Here is a 17,040-nt window from a genome sequence, read left to right as displayed (position 1 = left end):
TCACCGCCATGTCCGCCGAAACGATGCCTCCCGCCCGGACTTACCTCTTCGTGCCAGGAACGCGTCAGGAGCGCTTTGGCAAGGCACTGGTCAGCGGTGCCGACAAAGTCGTTCTCGACCTCGAAGATGCCGTTGCCAGCGACGACAAGGCCACGGCACGCAGCGCTGTCGCCGCGTGGTTGGGGAGTGCGGCGCCGAAAGAGCGGTCGCGCGTCGTGGTGCGCATCAATGACGCCAGCTCATCCTGGTTCGCCGCCGACCTTGCGGCTTTGGCCGACGCGTACGGAATCAGCGTGCTGTTGCCCAAGGCCGAGTCCGCCGCGCAGATTGCCCAAACCCGGGCTGCACTGCCTGGTGCCGGCATCCTCGCGCTGATCGAGAGCGCACGCGGCGCGTCGGAAGTGAACCGCATCGCAACCGCGGGCGTGCAGCGCCTGGTCTTCGGCACGCTGGATTTCGCGCTCGACCTCGACATGGACATCTCGACGGAGAGTTCGGGCCTTGCCTATGCCGCCAGCCGCATCGCGATCGCCTCGCGCCTGGCGGACCTTCCGCCGCCGGTCGCAGGCGTCACGCCGCAGATCGACGACGAGGCACGCCTGCTGTCGGATCTTGCGGAGGCTCGACGGTTTGGCTTTGGCGCCAAGCTCTGCATCCACCCCCGCCAGGTCCAGCCGATCCACGCGGCGCTGTGCCCGAGCGCGGAGGCGCTGGATTGGGCTCGGCGCGTCCTGATTGCCGATGCCGCATCGCCCGGCGCCGCCCGGCTCGACGGACGCATGGTCGACCGGCCCGTCGTCCTGCAGGCACAACGCACGCTGGCCCTGGCCCGCAACTGAACTGATTCACCCACTTCCACCGCAGAAAGAGACAAGCACCATGGCCTCCACCATCATCGACTCGCGCATCTTCGGCGACATGTTCACGGACGCACGCATGCGCGACGTCTGGTCGGACGAGAACCGCACCGCCAAGTACCTCGACATCGAGCGCGCCCTCGCCAAGGTGCAGGGCGAACTCGGCATCATCCCGAAGGAAGCGGCGGACGAGATCGTCCGCAACTGCAACCTGTCGCAGATCGACTGGGCCAAGCTCAAGGCCAAGACCGAGCAGATCGGCTATCCCATCATTGCCGTGGTCAACCAGATCAATGCGAACTGCCGGGACAAGCTCGGCGAGTATTGCCACTGGGGCGCCACCACGCAGGACATCACCGACACGGCCGCCGTTCTGCAGATGCGCGAAGGCCTTGCATTGGTGGAGCAGGATCTCGACGAGATCGGCGATGCACTCGCTTCATTGGCAAAGAAGTACCGCGACACACCCATCATCGGACGTTCCAACCTGCAGCAGGCAACGCCGATCACCTTCGGCTACAAGATGGCGAGCATCCTGGCCGGCATCGATCGTCACCGCGAACGCCTGCAGCAACTCAAGCCCCGCGTGCTGATGGGCGAGTTCGGCGGTGCGTCGGGCACTTTGTCTTCGCTCGAAAAGGGCGCCATGGAGACCCAAGCTGGTCTGATGAAGGAGCTGGGACTCGCGCAGCCGCTCATCTCCTGGCACACGGTCCGGGACACCATCGCGGAGGTCGGCGCCTTTCTCGGGCTGGTCGGGGGCTCGCTCGGCAAGATCGCGATGGACGTCAAGCTGATGATGCAGACCGAGGTGGCCGAAGTGTTCGAACCTTTCGCGCCGGGTCGAGGCTCGTCGTCGACCATGCCCCAGAAGCGCAACCCCATCTCCTGCCTCTACATCCACGCCAACATCTCGGTTGCGCGTCAGCACGCGGCCGCGCTGATGGACGCGATGGTGGCGGACCATGAGCGCTCGACCGGGCCGTGGGAGATCGAGTGGGTGTCGCTTCCGGAAATCTTCTGCCTGATGTCGGGTGCGTTGAAGCAAACCAAGTTCATCCTCAAGGGCCTGGAAGTCGACGCCAAGCGTATGCGCGCCAACATCGACATCACCAACGGTCTCGTGATGTCCGAGGCGGTGATGATGGGCCTGGGTCCGTACATCGGCCGCGAGTATGCCCACGACCTCGTCTATGACCTGTGCCGCCAGGCACTCGCCGACAACCAGCCGTTGATCGAGATCCTGGTCGCCCACCCGGAGGTCAACAAGCATGTCTCGCGAGCCCAGCTCGAAGCCATGTGCGACCCGGCCAACAACCTCGGCCAGGCCGGTGTGATGGTCGACCGCGTCCTCTCGGCGCGCCGCTAAGCCGACCTCGACCTTCCACTATCGGATCGAACCGGCGAAGACCGGTGTGCATCCCGCACCCTCATTCTGGAGACAACGTCGTGAACATCCGAAAGCTGTTGAAGCTGCTCTACGTCCAGGTCCTGATCGGCCTGATCCTCGGCATCACCGTGGGCCACTACTGGCCCGAGTTCGGCGCCGCACTCAAGCCACTCGGCGACGGCTTCGTCAAGCTGGTCAAGATGATGATCGCGCCGGTGGTGTTCTGCACCATCGTCAGTGGCATCACTTCGCTGGGCGATTCCAAGGAGATCGGCAAGACCCTGCTCAAGGCGATGGGCCTCTTCTACGCCCTGACGATACTGGCGCTCATCACGGGGCTGGTCACCGTCCTTTTGCTCCAGCCGGGCGCCGGCATGCACATCGACCCGAAGAACCTCGACGCTTCCGTGGCGACACGCTTCGCCAATCAGGTGCATATCCACGGCTTCACCGACTTCGTCATGCACATCATTCCAAACGCGTTCTTCGGCGCCTTCGCCGAGGGCGAGGTGTTGCCGGTGCTGCTGCTCGCGGTGATCTGTGGATTCGGCCTGACGAAGATTGGCACCAACGCCAAACCGGTGCTCGAGGGCATCGACGGCTTCTCGCACATGCTTTTCGCGGCCTTCGGCATCATCATGCGGCTCGCGCCGATCGGTGCTTTCGGCGCGATGGCGTTCACCGTCGGGCGCTACGGCATCAAGTCGATCGGATCGCTCGGGGCGCTGATCGGAACCTTCTATGTGGCTTGCATCTTCTTCGTCGCAGTGGTGCTGGGCGTGCTCTCGCGTCTTCACGGCTTCAAGCTGTGGCAGCTGATGCGCTACATCAAGGAAGAGTTGCTCGTGGTGCTCGGCACCTCGTCGAGCGAACCAGTGCTCCCCCGGCTCTTGCTCAAGCTGGAACGACTGGGCTGCAAGAAGGGTGTGGTCGGGCTGGTGCTTCCGACAGGCTACTCGTTCAATCTCGACGGCACGGCCATCTACCTCACACTGGCGTCGATGTTCATTGCCCAGGCCTGCGACATCCATCTGTCATGGCTCCAGATCGGCTCGATGCTGGGCATCATGCTGCTGACATCCAAGGGCGCAGCGGGCGTGACAGGCAGCGGCTTCGTCGCCTTGGTTGCCACGCTCACCGTCATGCCTGATCTGCCGGTGGCCGGCGTGGCGCTGATCGTCGGGATCGATCGTTTCATGTCCGAGGCGCGGGCGCTGACCAGCACCATCAGCAATGCAGTGGCCTGCATCGTGGTCTCCATCTGGGAAAACGCCTGCGACCGAGACGTACTGAAGCGCGAACTGGCGGCGAACTACGCCAACACCGAGCACGAACTCGAAGAGGGGGCCGGAGACCTGCAATTGCCTCTCGGCCACACCGGCACAGCACACTGAAATCGAGAGCGGGCTTCGGGTGCGCCCGCTTCAAGCTCTTCAACTTGCCGCGCGGCGCCCTTCGGGCTTGCCGCGCTTTGCCTTCATCTCGGAGAAGAATGCGTAGAGCTGCTGCGCGGCCGGGGACAGGGTGCGGCCCTTGCGCCGGATGAGGCCGATCTTGCGGGTGATCACCGGGTCGTAGAGCGGAACACTCACGAGCAGCGGATGATCGGCGTCCGGCATGGCGATCGAAGGCACCGCAGCCACGCCCAGGCCCGCCTCCACCAGGCCGAGCATCGTCGTGACGTGCTGGGTCTCGTAGATGCTCTGCGGACGCCCGGCCAGCCCCGAAAGCGCCTGATCCAGCAGCAGCCGGTTGCCCGACGCCTTGCTGACCGAGATGTAGTCGTACTGCCCCAGGTCGGTCCAACTCACCCGGCGCTTCTTCGCGAGCGGGTGGTCGCGCCTGCAAGCCGCGACGAAGCGTTCCTCCAGCAAAGGCTTGAATTCGATGTCTGGCTCCTTGCCGCCCACGAAGTTGAGCCCGAAGTCAGCTTCGCCCCGCGAAACGGCCGAGAGCACCTCGTTGGCGCTGGCGTCGAAAACCTTCACCCGGATCTTCGGGTAGCGTTCGTGGTAGCGCGCGATCACCTGCGAGAGGAAGTAGTAGACGGTCGAAGGCACGCACGCGATCGTCACCTCGCCCATGCGCGTCGCCGCCACGCCACGGATGCCCAACAGCGTGTGGTCGAGGTCGTCCAGAAGTTGCTGCACCTTGCGATCGAAGTCGCGCCCTACCGAGGTCAGGCTCACACGCCGGGTGGTGCGGTCGAGCAGTCGCACGCCGAGCGCTTCCTCGAGCTTCTCGATGCGGCGGCTGAAGGCGGGCTGCGAGACATGCAACGCCTCGGCCGCCTTGCGGAAGTTCTTCAGTTCGGCAACTGCCCGGAAGGCCTGCAGATCGTTGAGATTGAAGTTGATGGCCATGGCGCATGGGCTCCCGATGCATTGCACTGATCCACAGTGTGCATCAATCGATCCTAAACATGCAATTCACAGAGGTCTCCCAAGAGCGGAACATTCGACCAAGGCCAGGCAAGAGCCCAGGTATCCAGTCCTCGACATTCCACCGGAGTAGACAAATTGAAGATCCAGAAGATTCACCTCGTTGCGGCCATTGCGCTGGCGGCGTCCTTGGCTTGTGGCAGCGCAGCCGCCGCCTTTCCTGAAAAGCCGATCATCCTCGTGGTCCCGACAGCCGCAGGGGGTGCCAACGACGCCATGGCTCGCGTCATCGGACAGGCGATGTCGGCCACCCTCAAGCAGCCCGTCATCGTTGACAACAAAGCCGGCGCCAACGGCGCCATCGCCAGCGAGTATGTGATGCGCGCAGCACCCGACGGCTACACGCTCATGCTGGGCTACATCGCAACGCATGCGATGAACCCCGCCCTGCAGAAGCTTCGCTACGACCCGGTCAAGGACTTCGAGCCCGTCGGCATGGTTGGATCGTCGGCGACGCTGATGGTGCTCAATCCGGCCGTCAAGGCCAGCACTGCAAAGGAAGTCGTGGCGATGCTCAAGGCCGCCCCGGACAAGACCAGCTACGCCTCGGCGGGCAACGGCACGGCGCCCCACTTCGCCGCGGAGTTGTTCAAGCTTTCAACGGGCACCAGCATGCTGCATGTGCCCTACAAGGGCTCTGCACCTGCCATCACGGACACCATCGCTGGCCAGACGCAGGTGATGTTTCCCAGTCTGTTCACCGCCATGCCGTACGTCAAAGGCGGCAAGCTGAAGGCCGTAGGTGTTGCGGGCTCCAAGCGCTCGGCGCTCATGCCGGACGTACCGACGCTTCAGGAGCAGGGAATCGCCGACGTCGACGTCTCGCAGTGGTACGGCATCTTCGCACCGGCGAAGACACCCAAGCCCGTGATCGAGCAGCTCAACAAGGTGCTCAATGAGGTGTTGGCCGACAAGACCGTCATCAAGCGCCTCGAAGACCATGGCGCGGAGGTATCGCCCATGACGACCGACCAGATGCGCACCTATGTTGCGCAAGAGCAGGTCAAGTGGAAGAAGGTCGTCCAGGCGGCCAAGATCACTGCCGAATGATATGAACAAGTCCATCCCCTGCGTGCTGATGCGCGCGGGTACTTCACGGGGACCATTTTTTCTGCGTGAGTGGTTGCCCGAAGGTGACGAGGCACGCGACCAGGCTCTGATCGGGGCGATTGGTGCATCCGACCCGCTGCAGCTCGACGGTGTCGGCGGCGGCAGCACGCTGAACAGCAAGGTAGCCATCGTGTCGCGCTCGTCGCAACCTGGCTGCGACATCGACTACCTCTTTGCGCAGGTGGGCGTCGGCCACCAGTCGGTCGACACGCGGCCGAATTGCGGGAACATGCTCTCCGGCGTTGCGCCTTTTGCGATCGAGCAGGGGCTGGTGTCGGCGACGGAAGGCACAACCAACGTTCGCGTCTACAACGTCAACACCGGGTCTCGCATTGATGTCACCGTGCGCACGCCCGGTGGCCGGGTGACCTATGAAGGCGAGGCGCGCATCGATGGCGTGGCCGGCACCGCCGCACCCATCCTGCTCAACTTCCTCGATGCGTGGGGTGCGGTCACCGGGCAGGTCTTTCCGACAGGCAAGCGGATCGACACGATCGACGGCATCGAGGTGACCTGCATCGACGCGGCCATGCCCCTGATGATCGTGCGCGCGGCTGACCTCGGTGTCACGGGGCGCGAGAAGCCCGCTGCGCTCGACGCGAACACTTCGCTCCTCGAACGGCTGGAAAGCCTTCGCCTGGAGGCCGGCCGCAGGATGGGCCTTGGCGACGTATCCAACAGTGTGATTCCAAAGCCCGTGTTGGTGAGCATGGGTGAGTCGAATGACAGCATCACCTCACGTTACTTCACGCCGCGCAAATGCCATGCGTCACATGCCGTGACGGGAGCTATCGGCGTCGCCAGCGCGTTCGCTTTGCCGGGAACGGTCGCAAGTGGGATCGGCCGCGAGCCGGGAAGCCACAGTCTGGTCGTGTTGCACCCGGCCGGTCAGATCGATGTTGAAGTCGAGTTGAAGGGCAACTCAGACGCCGCGACGGTCGAGCGTGCCGCCCTCGTTCGAACTGCGCGAAAAATCATGCAGGGCGAACTGCATCTGCCTGAATACGTGTTCTCGCGGCCCGAGGCGACGAGCGGCAAGCCCTCAACCTTTCCGCATAAGGCCTTGACCATCATCGTGCCGACTCGCGCTGGTGGCGGCAACGACACGATGGCTCGAATCATCGCTGGAAAGCTGGGCCTCTTGTTAGGCCAGGAAGTATTGGTCGATAACCGCGCAGGGGCGAACGGCGCCATCGCCAGCGAGTACGTGGCGGGCTCCGCGCCAGACGGCCACACCTTGATGTTCGGCTACGTCGGTACGCACGCGATGAATCCGGCACTGCAAAAGCTGGGATACGACCCGGTCGAGGACTTCGCTCCGGTCGGGCTTGTGGGGTCGTCGTCAACCTTGATGGTCTCGCATCCGGACAAGGGCGCACCCGACCTGCACACGCTCATCGCTCGGCTGAAGGGTGCGCCTCGCTGCTTCAGCTATGCATCAGCCGGCGATGGGACGCCTCCGCACTTCGCGGCCGAGCTGTTCCAGCTCAGCAGCGGGACGTCGATGTCGAGCTCGACTTTTGAAGGGGCCGCACCCGCTATTGCCGACACCGTCACTGGCCGGTCGCAGGTAATGTTTCCAAGCCTCTTTACGGCATACCCTTTCATTCGCGCTGGCCAACTGCGCGCGTTGGCGGTGGCAGGACCCAAGCGCCTTGAGACCCTTCCTGGGGTGCCGACGCTCGCAGAACTAGGGGTTGCGGGCGTGGAGGTCGTGCAATGGTATGGGCTGTTTGCGCCCGCCGGTACGCACATCTCAGCCATTGATCGCCTCAATCGGGCGCTCAACGCGGTACTGAGCGACCCGGAGGTCATCGAACGCTTTGAGAGCCATGGTGCGCGGGCCGAACCTGGAAACGCCGATGCGCTCAGGCAAAGGATGCTGAGTGATCTGGCCCGTTGGCGCCAAGTCGTGGCTCAAGCGGCGATCGCGCCGAGAGAGTCGCGCCAATTCGCGCTTGATTGACGGTCCCAGGAAGCAAAACTCAGCGTCCGCCGCTAAAGGATCGAGCCTTCGCTTTGGATGGGTGGTCGTTGGTCGAGCTAACGGGAAGACCGTGCTGGCTCCCAGTTCGACAGTTTCGGCTCTGGACGGTCCGTTGGACCCTGAGCGGACCTGGCGGTCCGTTGCCAACACTCGTTCGGCTCGGTCGTTCAACATAAACGAGCGCCTTCGCTGACTTTCTCGGAAGAAGGCTCGACACGGCGCTCAAACGTTGGCAGCTTCAGCGTGACCGTAGTGCCAACGCCGACGACCGAGGACATGTCCATGTGTCCGCCCGACTGCGCCGCAAATCCCGCGACGGCCGGCAGTCCCATGCCTGACAGCGCAGAGCGCTCCTTTGTCGTGAAGAACGGCAAAGCGGCCACGAGCAGGATGGCAGCGCTCATCCCGGTACCCGTATCGACAACTTCGAGTGACGTGCCCTCAGTGCAACTGTGCCGCTCGACCGAGGCGCGAAAAAGCAATCGTCCTCCGTCCGGCATCGCGGTATTTGCGTTCATCACCAGTTGAAGCAAGGCCTCCTCCAGCGCCTTCCTGTCAACGCGCCACGGGAGGCAATCCCGGTCGACCTGGACCATGACATCGATGTCGACGTCAAGAGCGTGCCGCAGAAGGTCGGCGAAGGAACGAAGAAATGGCAGCACTTCTACGCGCGTAGGGTTCAGCTCCTGGCGCCCGGCGAATGAGAGCAACTCGGCGACCAACAGGTCACCCTTGCGAAGGGCGGAGGGCTCCAGTCTCTCCAACTTCCCCCGCAAGTTGGCCAGAACCTCGGTCAATGCAGCAGCGGCTCCGACAGCCATGCCGCCGTCCAGACCAGGCGGAATCGGTTGCATCGACATGAAGCGCCTCTCCGCGGCGGCCTCAGAACGGCCAATTGAGCATCATGCTCCCTTTTTCTACGCCGACCCAAAGACCCTGCCAGCCAAGTCCAATCCATGATGCAGGTCAAGGCGCGATGCCGCATGCGGCGCCTAATGGCTCATGACTCAAGCAATCCTCAAGCGCATCCTCAATGGCCAGTTGCCGATGCACTTCGTGCGTGAGGACGTGTGCCAACTCAAACAGCTGAGGGACGCAGGCTACCTGAAGCTCAGCTTGAAAGCGCTCGCGAACGACAGTCGGACAGCCGCCACGGTGGCGGAGCTCACACCGCTAGGCCATGCGGCGATTCGGTACTTCGGCTTCGAGTTCGGGACGCAGCATCGGTGGACTCGCCAATGACAAACCGAGCGCTCTGCGTTGTCGTTCAAGAACTCGGGCCCACCGAGTTCACGTGGACGCTGCTGAGGAGGCAAAGCAGTGGCGGCCTTACTCAATTTGTCGCCGCATCATCGAGCCGCTTTCCGGACTATGACGGAGCGCTTGATGCGGGCTTCGTGGCACTTCAGGGATTCTGCCCAATACCGCTCACCTTGCGGGCCCCGTTGTCCATGGAGGCACCGCTTTCGGCGTTCAATTGGACAGGCGCGCGCTAGGTCCGCTTCTGGTCATCGCCTACGATGGGCGCGGGCGTTTCGTTTCAATAGCGAGATTTTCCCCGGGGCAACATCGCCATGAGCACCCCATCCTTGAGCGCCACATGATGGACGATGGCGGCAACGGCGTGCAGGCCGGCGAGCCACATGATGGAATCGCCCAGGAATTGGTGCACGTCGCCCCAGTCAGCCAGGCCAGCGACCCGGGATTCTGCGATGAAGGGCATGCGGTCGATGCGTATGCCTCCCAGTAGCGTAAGGGGATGGCCTTCGCTTCCCAGGGCCAGGAACGCGGTGACGGGCAACGCAAGAAGAAGCACCCACAGCGCAATCCTCACCAGCTTGGCTGCCAGATGCATCCACCTGGCCATCTGAAACTGCGGTGCGGCCGGGCGTAGGGCCATCCATGCCAGACGCAGCAAGGTCAGCACCAATACAAGAATCCCCAAGGACTCGTGCCATACGATGTCGCTTCGAGTGGCCGGGTCGACCCCTTGGCGCATCAGGCGACCGAAACCACCTGGTCCGAGGATGAATGCGACGGTTACGGTGATGGCCGTGACCCAGTGGAGGACTTGGCTGAAGCTGTCATAGCGGGAAGCGGGCTGCTGGTTCATATTCGCTACCGTTGCGGCATTCGGTCGTGCATGTGGTGGTGGCCGGCCATCGCATCGGGCCCATGGTCCGACAACTGAGCGTCAAACCAGTCCTGCAGCGACGAGACGAGCTTCGGGTCGACGGTTCTATAGGTTAGCTCGGCGCCGCCAGCCACCTCCCTGTAGTCGATGGCGATCTGGCCCGGCGCAGCGGTCTGGAGCTGCGAGAGACCGGGCATCTGGTCGCCATGGATATGGGACGGCCCCGAAAAGTCACCCTTTCGGAACTGGCCTTGAATCTCGTGAAGATGTGCGCGTATCAACTCGACCTGCCGCTTGTCGGCAGCGTTCTTGGCCACGACCCGCTGCACTCCTCCGTCTGCGGTCTTGGTAAAGATGTGCGTCGTCGCCTTGAGGTCGAACGGCATGACATCCGCTCCGCGCCCGGCAACCTCGGCCTGACGTGCGGGGTCAGCGGCGTGCGAACTCAAGGGCAGAAGAATAAAGGCCGCGACAGCGGCGCCCAACAAGTGCTTGGTCATAGGAGGCACCTCAAGTCGCGCGCTTAGCTGGCGAGCGTACCAACGGCGGCCGAGGACACGTCCTTGGCATCAGGGTGCGAGTGAGCGGGAAGCGCGTTCAATGGAATCCGCAGGTAAGCAACGCCATTGTCGTCGGGCGGAGGGAGCCGCCCGGCCCGCACGTTCACCTGAATCGACGGGAGTATGAGCGTCGGAACGTCCAGGGTCGCGTCGCGGGCGGTTCGCATCGCGACGAACTCGTCCTCGCTGATGCCATCGCGCACATGGATGTTGCGAGCGCGCTGCTCTGCGACGCTGGTCTGCCATTGGGGTTGCCGCGATGCAGGCGGGTAGTCATGGCAGACATACATCGTCGTATCGCCAGGTAGTTCCAACAGACGCCGCATCGAGGCATAGAGCTGGCGCGCATCACCGCCGGGGAAATCCGCTCGCGCGCTTCCCACGTCGGGCATGAAGAGCGTGTCGCCCACGAAGACCGCGCCGTCGACCAAATAGGCCATGTCTGCAGGGGTGTGACCCGGGACCAGCAGTGCCGTTGCTTCGGTCTCGCCAATCTTGAAGACCTCGCCGTCCCTGAAAAGATGGTCGAACTGGCTCCCGTCCGGCAGAAAGCTGCGCTCAAGGTTGAAGAGCTTCTTGAAGGTCGACTGCACAACGCGAATGTTTTCGCCGATAGCGATGCGGCCTCCGACCTCGTCCTGAACATGGCGTGCGCCTGACAGATGGTCGGCGTGGGCGTGGGTTTCCAGAATCCAGTCGACCTTCAGGCCCTTGTCCCGGACATAGGCCAACAGCCGGTCGGCCGAGGCAGTGCTCGTGCGGCCTGACTTGAAGTCGTAGTCCAGCACCGGGTCGATGACTGCAGCGCGCATGGTTGCGTGGTCCCACACGACGTAGGAGATCGTCCACGTCAAGGGGTCGAAGAAGCCTTTGATGGTCGTTCGGTTTGTCATGAGTGCCTCTGTCGTGTCAAGTTGAAATCTATTGACTGATATTATATTTTTCTACATAATATGTCAATCGCAACAGTAAGCCCGACCATGAAGCGCTCACCAGTCATCGACCCCCAAGCCCTGCGCGGCGCCGCGGGCAGCGCAGTCGCCGCACTCAAGGTGCTCGCCAATGAAGACCGTCTGCTCCTGCTCTGCCAGCTCTCGCAGGGCGAGATGTGCGTGAGTGACCTCGAAGAGGCGCTGGACATTCACCAACCGACGCTTTCGCAACAGTTGGGTGTATTGCGCAACGAGGGGGTCGTCAGCACGCGCCGCGAAGGCAAGAACATCTACTACAGCGTCGCCGACCCTTCGATGCTCGAAATCCTCGCGGTTCTCTACCGTCTCTATTGCCCAAAGGAAGAATGATGTCCATCGACTGGAACCACTTCACGCCGCTCGCCGCCTCGGCTGGCGGTGTGCTCATCGGAATTGCCGCCGCAATGTTCGCGCTGCTCAATGGGCGCATCGCCGGCATCAGCGGGGTGCTCGGAGGCCTGCTCAGGCCGACCGAGGGCGATATGGCCTGGCGTATCGCCTTTGTCCTCGGACTGGTCGGCGCGCCACTGGTTTACGTGCTGTTCGCGGTGTTGCCCAAGCCCCAGATTGACGCGAGCTACGGCGCGCTGATTCTGGCCGGCCTGCTCGTGGGCATCGGCACCCGGTATGGCTCCGGTTGCACCAGCGGCCACGGTGTGTGCGGGCTGTCTCGACTATCGCCGCGCTCGCTCGTCGCCACGCTCGCCTTCATGGGCGCCGGCTTCGTCACGGTCTTCGTGACGCGTCACCTGCTGGGTATCTGAGGAGTTCACCATGATTGTTCTCGCTTCGCTGCTCGCTGGCCTCGTCTTCGGCCTGGGCCTCATCGTCTCGGGCATGGCCAATCCGGCCAAGGTGCTCGGCTTTCTGGACGTGACCGGCCACTGGGACCCGTCCCTGGCTTTCGTCATGGGGGGCGCCATCGCCGTCGGCGTGGTGGCCTTCGCGGTGGCCGGCCGGCGCACCACATCCCTGCTCGGCGTCGAAATGCGCCTGCCCTCGGCGCGCCACATCGACCGCCGCCTGGTCGCGGGAAGTGTGCTCTTCGGCATCGGCTGGGGCATCGCGGGCTTCTGCCCCGGGCCGGGCCTCGTTTCGCTCGGGATGGGCGAAGTCAAGGCGCTGGTATTCGTGGCCGCGATGCTGGTGGGCATGGGCGTGTTCGAACTTTTCGAGCGCCATAGGCGGCAGCCGACACCGCGCACTGCCTGAGGTCGGCTCATGTCGAACATGGCCGCCTGGCTCGCGGCATTGGCCACGGTGGCCATCCTCATGGCCTATGAAGTGGCACTGACCTTTGGGCATCGGCGCAGGCCGGGACGCCTGGCTCGAACTGCGCATGCGGTGCTGCGCGAAGAATGGTTCGACGCGGTCTCGGCGCAGAAAGGCTCGGAAATCCTGGCGGTGCAGACGCTGCGCAATTCGCTGATGTCGGCCACCATGACTGCATCCACAGCCGTCTTGGGCCTGATGGGCACGGTCACCCTGGTCGCCCCCTCGCTACGTGCGAACTTCGGCGATGCGCCAGGGGCGCCGGGCTTCACCTCCCGTCTCGCGCTGGAACTTGCGCTCATGGCGCTGCTGTTCGCTTCCCTCGCGTCGTCGGTGATGGCGGTGCGCTACTACAACCACGCCGGGTTCATCGCCGCGATGCCGGTCGACTCCGAGGCACGCCATGGATGGAGCAATGCCGGCAGGGTCTACGTGCGCCGCGCCGGAATCCTCTATAGCTGGGGCCTCAGGCACCTCATGCTCGTTGCACCCATCCTTGCTTCCGTGGTGCACCCGGCCGCTGGGCCGGTTGCGGCACTCGGTGTTGTCGCGGTGCTGCTCAGCTTTGACCGCTTCCAGAACAATGAAGGACGCGATGCTGGCGCCCTCGGGCAGGAAACCACGGAAGGTGAAGGGACAGTTCCAAAGACCCCTTCCAGGCGAATCAGAACGTGATGTCCAAAGTCGAGTTGTGGCCGCATCCAGGCCTCCAGATTTCGCATGAAAGGCGTTTCGGCAACCCGGCCACCGCAAGCGGAAAGACCGAGGGCTGGAACCTCAGCGCGTACGGCACCTGGTACCAGAACTACTCGAACTCCCGTCTTTGTCCGGGAGAAGCCCAGCTCCGCTGCGCTTGGCACAGCTGAACCGTTTGGCCTGGAAGTAGAAGCTGGCCACATCAGCTTCCCCGGTCGGGTCGTTGTGGCCGTGCGGGGCACTCGGGACCAGCTCGAACAATCGATGGTCTTGTTGGACCTGGTTGCGGAAGTTCGCTCAACCTCTGCGTCCGCAGCCTTCTTCCTCGCCGATCTAAGACCCTTCGAACAGGTTGACTGGGTTCGCAACCTTGTGGCACGCACCACCGTGCTCCCGGCAGCGGCGCCCCCTCGTAGCGGCGGAACGGGTTGGGCTGGTTGACCCAATCCAGGGTGCCGGCGGAGCGCGCATAGCGGTGGAACTGATGCTTGGAGCGCTCGTGATAGCGCAGGACCGCTTCGAGCTTGTCGGCAGCGTCCATCAGGGTCTCCGATTGATGTCACCAGAGCGGTTTGCTCAACGGCTGCGTGAACGAATAGAGCATCAGGTTGAAGCTGACGTTCATTCGTTATTCAGTTCTAGCTCGGTGCGACGTGGGGTGACGAATCTCCGGCATCGATCGAGCAGTCATGCTACTTCCCGCTTCCGGCCGGTCAGCGAAATCTGCGAGGGGTGGCCGAAAACCCATTGGTTGTGACGGCGCAGCCGCAAGTGGGCCAATGAGTTGACAACAGTTTCCTTGGAAACTAGACTTCTCCAAGTTTCCATGGAAACCTAATGAAGTCCAAGCAAGCCCCACCGCACCCCGCTCCGCTGGAAGCCCATCTGGGTTTCTGGCTGCGCTTCGTCTCCAACCACGTGTCGCTCCGCTTTCAGCAACTGTTGGAGGACAGGGGCGTGAGTGTCACCGAATGGGTGGTGTTGCGCACCCTTTGGGCGCGGCACGAGACCAGCCATGCCGAACTGATTCAAGCCATGGGCATGACCAAGAGCGCCGCGTCGAAGGTGGTCTCTCGCCTCGAGCAGAAGGGATTGGCGAAACGCCAACTGGCCGACGGACGTTCGCGAGAGCAATCCCTGGTCTTGACCGCGTCGGGCATGGCCTTGGTTCCGCAACTGGCGGCCCTGGCCGATGCCAATGACGGACATTTTTTCGGCCATCTCCGTGCGCAAGAGCGCCAAGCCCTGATGAACGCCATGCAGGCTTTGGTGAAACACCACCAGCTCCAAGTCATTCCCACCGCCTGATGGATCAGGCCATTCGCTCCAGAACAGGAACAACCATGAACGAGAGCACCCGCATCGTCATTCAGTCCACCTTCGAGGCATCGAACAAGGGCAGCATCCACTTCGGCGAAGTGATCGCAAAACTCGCGAGTGTCCAGGTCGAGTCCTATTACGTCGACTACCGCACAGGTCGCACCACCTACTACCTGCCCGACGGCGCCACCCTGGACCTCGATTTCGAGCGGCCGCAGGAAGGCATCGCCGAAGCCTTCGACGGTGATGCCTTGCGTTCGGCCATCCTGGGTGCCCAGCAAGGTCGGGTGATGTACCCCGAGTTCAAGCATCTTTCGCAGCGCGCGGGCTGCAGCGGCTACACGGTCTGGATCGCGGGTCGCCATGTCGCCTACGCAGGCCGCAAGGGTGAGACGCACATCGAGCGATTCCCGAATTGAGCCCCGAAAATCGTTGACCACGTCGGCTTGCGGGCGCCCGGTTGGGGCGAAGCAAGAAATGAATCTTCGGTCACCATGTGAACGCCGTGTGGCCTCTCATATTGCGCCGCGTCGCGTGTAGACATACGGGACATTCGCGGGACGGACAGAACACGACAAGGCCGCCGGGGCGTCCCAGCATTCTGGACGAACGCGTACTCGACTAAATCGACCATCAGCCATGCCCTTGTTTCACCACCACCTGCACGACGAGTTCGGCACTTGGCCTCTGGCCTACATCCCCGCTGGTGGCGCCGAGTACGGCGAGATCGAAGCCGTAGCCCGCGCTGTGGGCGAAGGCGACGACGGCGCCTTCCATGCCGCTTGGTCGCAAGCCGCCGAGCGCCTGGCGGCGCAGGGCGAAGAGGCGCTGAAGCGAGGACACACGGCCGGTGCGCGCAGCCTCTTCCTGCGCGCCAGTTGCTACCAAGCGGCGGCCTACCACCCACTGTACGGCGAGCCGGTCGACCCAAGGCTGCTGCAGTCCTTCCGCCGCCAGAGCGAGTTGCTCGGCCGGGCGCTGGCACTGGGCGACACGCCAGCCACACCGCTGCGTATCCCCTTCGAGGGCACGACGCTACCCGGTTACCTACTTTCGGCCGAAGGTAGGACCGCCGCCGAGCGCGGGCCGCTGCTGATTCTTACCAATGGGTACGACGGCACGATGACGGACATGTATTTCGCCAGCGCGGTGGCCGCCACGCGCCGCGGCTACCACTGCTTGATGTTTGACGGCCCTGGCCAGGGCGGCGCGCTGTACGAGCAGGGCCTGCGCTTGCGGCCCGACTGGGAAACTGTCGTGCGCGCGGTGGTCGACCACGCACTCACCTTCGATCTGGTCGATCCGGCGCGAATTGCGCTCTCTGGCTGGAGTCTGGGCGGTTATCTGGCGCCGCGAGCGGCCTCGGGCGACACGAGGCTTAGCGCCTGCATCGCCGACCCAGGGTTGTGGAACGTGGCATCCGGCTTCCGTGCCGCTGCAGTGCAAATGGGCGTGCCGCGCGAGGCGGCGGCCCACTTGGGCGAGCTGCCGCAGCCTTGGCTGGACAAGATGGAAGCGCTCATCGCCGGCAGCCCGCGCCTTCATTGGAGCGTGATGCAACGCAACTTCTGGGTGCACGGTGTGCGTACCCTGCGCGAGTACCTCGCCGAGGCCGAGCGCTACACGCTGGACGGTTGTCTTGAGGCCATCCGTTGCCCGACGCTGGTCACGCATGCCGAGGGAGACACACTGGCGGCATCGGCCACGGCACTGTTCGAGGCGCTGAAATGCCCCAAGCACATGCTGTATTTCAGCGCTGCCGAAGGCGCCGGCGGACACTGCGAGATGAAGAACCGCTCGCTACTGAACCAGCGGGTGTTGGACTGGCTGGACGCGCAGTTTGGCCGCACCTGAAGGAACCCATGTCCTCAACTTGTTGCGCGCTTTGCGCGCGTGTCTGCTGACTGTCGCTACCGCGTGCAGCGGCGCCCTGGTGATGCCCGGGTTGGCGCAGTCCACTGGCTTGGACAGTCGTCCACACGACCGGCGCTATGGCGAGTTCGTGCGCATCGCGCCCAACACGCTGTTGGTGGTGAGCCGCTCGCGCGACATGCGCACCAACCAGTCGGACGTCGCCAACGTGCTGATGCACAAAGTGGCTCGCGCCGTGGTGGCGCGGTTCGGACCGCAGGACCTGCAGACCCGGTCGCTGGTGTTGCTCGAATCGCTGCCTGCCGGGCCGATGCGCATCGGCAGCACCGAGTGGAACGGCTGCCAGTTGCTGGACGAATGGACCTCCACGCCTAATATTTGCGGCTGATGCCACCATGTCGCGGTGGCAACAGCCCGCAACCCGTCATAG

The 17,040-nt window shown here is 63.5% G+C and carries 19 protein-coding genes; 14 read left to right on the top strand and 5 right to left on the bottom strand.

The window, feature by feature from the left end; genetic code table 11:
• Window positions 1-8 precede the first annotated feature (8 nt).
• From BLW05_RS21895 to dctA, 3 genes are all read left to right on the top strand, one after another.
• Entirely contained in the window at window positions 9-839 is an 831-nt protein-coding gene (locus BLW05_RS21895) for an HpcH/HpaI aldolase/citrate lyase family protein (RefSeq protein WP_256330434.1), read from the top strand.
• Window positions 840-879: 40 nt separating this feature from the next.
• On the top strand, window positions 880-2,226 hold the full coding sequence (locus tag BLW05_RS21890) for a class-II fumarase/aspartase family protein (protein ID WP_093165658.1): 1,347 nt from the start codon (window positions 880-882) through the stop codon (window positions 2,224-2,226).
• Between the two features lie 80 nt (window positions 2,227-2,306).
• The gene (gene dctA / locus BLW05_RS21885) at window positions 2,307-3,641 is read left to right on the top strand and encodes a C4-dicarboxylate transporter DctA (RefSeq protein WP_093165657.1); all 1,335 of its coding nucleotides are present in this window, start codon (window positions 2,307-2,309) and stop codon (window positions 3,639-3,641) included.
• A 39-nt stretch (window positions 3,642-3,680) separates the two neighbouring features.
• Here dctA and BLW05_RS21880 read toward each other — a convergent pair whose 3' ends face one another.
• Entirely contained in the window at window positions 3,681-4,610 is a 930-nt protein-coding gene (locus BLW05_RS21880) for a LysR family transcriptional regulator (protein WP_093165656.1), read from the bottom strand.
• A 156-nt stretch (window positions 4,611-4,766) separates the two neighbouring features.
• On the opposite strand from BLW05_RS21880, the gene BLW05_RS21875 reads away from it, so the two are divergent.
• Together BLW05_RS21875 and BLW05_RS21870 are read left to right on the top strand one after the other, a co-directional pair.
• Complete coding sequence (locus BLW05_RS21875) at window positions 4,767-5,738, top strand: Bug family tripartite tricarboxylate transporter substrate binding protein (RefSeq protein WP_093165655.1); 972 nt, start codon at window positions 4,767-4,769, stop codon at window positions 5,736-5,738.
• Between the two features lies 1 nt (window position 5,739).
• Window positions 5,740-7,764 carry a 4-oxalomesaconate tautomerase gene (locus BLW05_RS21870; RefSeq protein ID WP_093165654.1) on the top strand — a complete coding sequence of 675 codons (2,025 nt, stop codon included), beginning with the start codon at window positions 5,740-5,742 and terminating at the stop codon, window positions 7,762-7,764.
• Between the two features lie 188 nt (window positions 7,765-7,952).
• Here the strand turns inward: BLW05_RS21870 and BLW05_RS21865 are convergent, their stop codons facing one another.
• Window positions 7,953-8,645, bottom strand: a complete 693-nt coding sequence (locus BLW05_RS21865) for an ATP-binding protein (RefSeq protein WP_093165653.1) — start codon at window positions 8,643-8,645, stop codon at window positions 7,953-7,955.
• A gap of 142 nt (window positions 8,646-8,787) precedes the next feature.
• Here BLW05_RS21865 and BLW05_RS21860 point away from each other — a divergent pair, with 142 nt between their 5' ends.
• Window positions 8,788-9,027: a hypothetical protein gene (locus tag BLW05_RS21860; protein WP_093165652.1), complete on the top strand. Its 240-nt coding sequence runs from the start codon at window positions 8,788-8,790 to the stop codon at window positions 9,025-9,027.
• Between the two features lie 298 nt (window positions 9,028-9,325).
• Here the strand turns inward: BLW05_RS21860 and BLW05_RS21855 are convergent, their stop codons facing one another.
• From BLW05_RS21855 to BLW05_RS21845, 3 genes are read right to left on the bottom strand one after another with little or no spacing between them, the layout of a single operon-like run.
• Entirely contained in the window at window positions 9,326-9,898 is a 573-nt protein-coding gene (locus BLW05_RS21855) for a cytochrome b (RefSeq protein ID WP_093165651.1), read from the bottom strand.
• A gap of 5 nt (window positions 9,899-9,903) precedes the next feature.
• Window positions 9,904-10,419 (bottom strand): aspartate carbamoyltransferase, encoded by a 516-nt coding sequence (locus BLW05_RS21850; RefSeq protein ID WP_093165650.1) that lies wholly within the window; start codon window positions 10,417-10,419, stop codon window positions 9,904-9,906.
• Window positions 10,420-10,442: 23 nt separating this feature from the next.
• Window positions 10,443-11,372, bottom strand: a complete 930-nt coding sequence (locus BLW05_RS21845) for an MBL fold metallo-hydrolase (RefSeq protein ID WP_093165649.1) — start codon at window positions 11,370-11,372, stop codon at window positions 10,443-10,445.
• 87 nt (window positions 11,373-11,459) lie between these two features.
• Between BLW05_RS21845 and BLW05_RS21840 the strand changes: the two genes are divergently transcribed.
• The 8 genes from BLW05_RS21840 to BLW05_RS21805 all read left to right on the top strand — a co-directional run bounded on the left by BLW05_RS21840 (window position 11,460) and on the right by BLW05_RS21805 (window position 16,998).
• Window positions 11,460-11,780: an ArsR/SmtB family transcription factor gene (locus tag BLW05_RS21840; protein WP_093165648.1), complete on the top strand. Its 321-nt coding sequence runs from the start codon at window positions 11,460-11,462 to the stop codon at window positions 11,778-11,780.
• Window positions 11,780-12,214: a YeeE/YedE family protein gene (locus tag BLW05_RS21835; protein ID WP_177142764.1), complete on the top strand. Its 435-nt coding sequence runs from the start codon at window positions 11,780-11,782 to the stop codon at window positions 12,212-12,214. The genes BLW05_RS21840 and BLW05_RS21835 overlap by 1 nt, the downstream gene beginning before the upstream one ends.
• 10 nt (window positions 12,215-12,224) lie before the next feature.
• On the top strand, window positions 12,225-12,662 hold the full coding sequence (locus BLW05_RS21830; protein ID WP_093165646.1) for a YeeE/YedE family protein: 438 nt from the start codon (window positions 12,225-12,227) through the stop codon (window positions 12,660-12,662).
• Window positions 12,663-12,680: 18 nt separating this feature from the next.
• Window positions 12,681-13,397: a DUF599 domain-containing protein gene (locus tag BLW05_RS21825; RefSeq protein ID WP_371126959.1), complete on the top strand. Its 717-nt coding sequence runs from the start codon at window positions 12,681-12,683 to the stop codon at window positions 13,395-13,397.
• Window positions 13,398-14,255: 858 nt separating this feature from the next.
• Window positions 14,256-14,726 (top strand): MarR family winged helix-turn-helix transcriptional regulator, encoded by a 471-nt coding sequence (locus BLW05_RS21820; RefSeq protein WP_093165644.1) that lies wholly within the window; start codon window positions 14,256-14,258, stop codon window positions 14,724-14,726.
• 35 nt (window positions 14,727-14,761) lie between these two features.
• Complete coding sequence (locus tag BLW05_RS21815) at window positions 14,762-15,157, top strand: DUF1398 family protein (RefSeq protein ID WP_093165643.1); 396 nt, start codon at window positions 14,762-14,764, stop codon at window positions 15,155-15,157.
• Window positions 15,158-15,377: 220 nt separating this feature from the next.
• Window positions 15,378-16,592 carry an alpha/beta hydrolase family protein gene (locus tag BLW05_RS21810; RefSeq protein ID WP_093165642.1) on the top strand — a complete coding sequence of 405 codons (1,215 nt, stop codon included), beginning with the start codon at window positions 15,378-15,380 and terminating at the stop codon, window positions 16,590-16,592.
• A 109-nt stretch (window positions 16,593-16,701) separates the two neighbouring features.
• The gene (locus BLW05_RS21805) at window positions 16,702-16,998 is read left to right on the top strand and encodes a hypothetical protein (protein ID WP_143044892.1); all 297 of its coding nucleotides are present in this window, start codon (window positions 16,702-16,704) and stop codon (window positions 16,996-16,998) included.
• The last annotated feature ends 42 nt before the right edge of the window (window positions 16,999-17,040 follow it).

This window comes from Variovorax sp. YR216, assembly GCF_900107745.1.
GTDB lineage: Bacteria > Pseudomonadota > Gammaproteobacteria > Burkholderiales > Burkholderiaceae_C > Variovorax.
Note: the sequence above shows the minus strand (reverse complement) of the source record. Positions and strands in the feature narration are given on the sequence as shown.